General features: G+C 69.2%; 1 protein-coding gene. It reads right to left on the bottom strand.

Annotated elements, in window-relative coordinates:
• On the bottom strand, positions 1–1,427 hold a 1,427-nt coding region (locus ABTZ94_RS37450), incomplete at its 3' end, for a condensation domain-containing protein (RefSeq protein WP_351207917.1).
• Positions 1,428–1,704: the final 277 nt, after the last annotated feature.

Below are 1,704 nucleotides of genomic sequence, written 5' to 3'. Positions count from 1 at the left end.
ACCGCGTCCGGTGTCCCGGCCGCCCGCGCCTCGAACAACTCCACCAACGACGCCCCGTCCGCACCGGCCTCACCCACCGCCGCACCAGCACCGGCAGCCAGGACGAGGTCGCGCTCCGCGGCGGTGGCCACGTCGAGGGCGCCGATGGCCCGGCCGGCCGGGGCCTGGGCCAGTTCTGCCAGGAATCCGACGAAGCGCCGCAGGTGGAAGGCGAGTTCGCGCTCGGAGTAGAGCTCGGGGTTCGCGTCGAAGTCGATCTGCAGACCCTGGCCGTCGGTGCGGTCGTAGACGATGACCGACAGGTCGTCGGCGGGGCCGATGCAGAGGTTGTGGACGGTCGCCCGGTGGTCGCCGAAGGTGAGGGCGTAGTCGAACATCATGATGTTGACCTGGGGCCCGGTCAGGCGCTCGTCGCTGCCGAGGAGCTGGAGGTCGCGGCGCAGGTCCTCGCAGCGGTAGCGCTGATGCTTCATGGCACCGCGCATCTCGCGGGAGATCTGTGCCAGCAGCTGGGGGAGCGTGTCGGCCGGACTCACCGGAATTCGTAGCGGCAGCACGTTGGAGACCATGCCGGGCACGCCGCGTGCGACCTTGCCTAGCCGGGTGGTGACGGGGAGGCCGAGCACGATCTCCTCCGCGCCGGTGAGCCGGTGCAGATAGATCGAGACGGCGGCGGTCATCATGCAGGGCCACGGCACCCCCGCGTCACGGGCCGCGTCGCGGAGCGTCTCGGCCGCCCCGGCGTCCAGGTACTCGGTACGGCGCAGCAGGCCGCGGGCGGCCGCGGGTTCCTTGCTGGAGAGGCTCACGGGCTCCGGCCGGCCGGCCAGTTTTTCCGCCCACCACTTGCGGTCGGCGTCGAAGGCGTCGGAGGAACGGTAGGCGGTGTCCATGCCGACGAGGCTGTCCAGGGTGCCGAAGGGATTGCTGCTCGTCCCTCCGCTCAGCAGGGCGGTGTAGACCTCGGCGACGCGCCGGGCGACGAGCGCCACGGTGAACCCGTCGACGAGCAGGTGGTGGTAACGGTGCAGCCAGAACCAGCGGTCGTCGGCGGCACGGAAGAGTACGAAGAGGAACAGTGGGCCCGCTGTCGGGTCCTGAGGGCGCGCCAGGTCAGCGTGCATCCATGCCTCGGCCGACTCCCGTGGGTCGGCTTCGCTGCTCACATCGATGATCCGCAGTTGCCACTCGGGGTCCGGGTGGACGTACTGGCGGGGCCCGTCGGGCGTCTCCACGACGGTGACGCGCAGGTTCTCCGCCTCGGCCACAACCTGCCGCAGCGCGGCCTCGAATACTGCAACATCGACGGACCCGTGAATTTCCAGGTATTCGCCGGCGTTGTAGATCGGATTCGAAGCGTCGAGTTGCTGGGCGAACCAGATTCCCGACTGCGCGGACGTAAGCGGTACTCCGTCACCAGCGAGCATGATTCTCTTCCACCTCTAGCGGATCGCCTTGGCAGGGATTGCGCAGTGTGTGTGCGGCAGATATCCCGGGGGGTAAATCCCTCGACCGGACATGGCCGACATCGGTCAATTCCGAGCACTGTCGCACCGGCTTCGGAAGACGGACAACGGCGGCTGCATCAAGCTGCCACCGGGAGGCTCGTTTGTTGCACCGCGGTTACGGGCCGGCGGGCCGTTTCCCGTACCCGCCGGGCCGGCTTTCCGCACACCGGGCCCTCTCTGCGTGCGGAAAGCCGGC

It is taken from the genome of Streptomyces sp. NPDC002785, from assembly GCF_040295565.1.
Lineage (GTDB): Bacteria > Actinomycetota > Actinomycetes > Streptomycetales > Streptomycetaceae > Streptomyces.
The sequence above is the reverse complement of the archived record's forward strand: the minus strand, read 5'-3'. Positions and strand labels throughout refer to the sequence as shown.